We start from the raw sequence: 275 nt of genomic DNA on the forward strand, positions 1-275 counted from the left end.
CAATATCCTTATTATCAGTATGCGCCCGTAGCTCAACTGGATAGAGCGTTTGACTACGGATCAAGAGGTTATGGGTTCGACTCCTATCGGGCGCGTTTACTTATAACGGGAAGTAGCTCAGCTTGGTAGAGCACTTGGTTTGGGACCAAGGGGTCGTAGGTTCGAATCCTGTCTTCCCGATATAAAAAAGATAATAATTGATAAAGTAAGATAATATTTATATGGGGGCTTAGCTCAGCTGGGAGAGCGCCTGCTTTGCACGCAGGAGGTCAGCG

The 275-nt window shown here is 46.5% G+C and carries 2 tRNA genes; both read left to right on the forward strand.

Annotated features, from left to right (window positions below):
• Positions 1–21: 21 nt before the first annotated feature.
• Positions 22–95, forward strand: a tRNA-Arg gene (locus tag CD041_RS00850).
• 11 nt (positions 96–106) lie between these two features.
• Positions 107–180: transfer RNA gene (locus tag CD041_RS00855), tRNA-Pro, on the forward strand.
• Positions 181–275: the final 95 nt, after the last annotated feature.

Origin of the sequence: Staphylococcus lugdunensis, assembly GCF_002901705.1 — a bacterium.
Lineage (GTDB): Bacteria > Bacillota > Bacilli > Staphylococcales > Staphylococcaceae > Staphylococcus > Staphylococcus lugdunensis.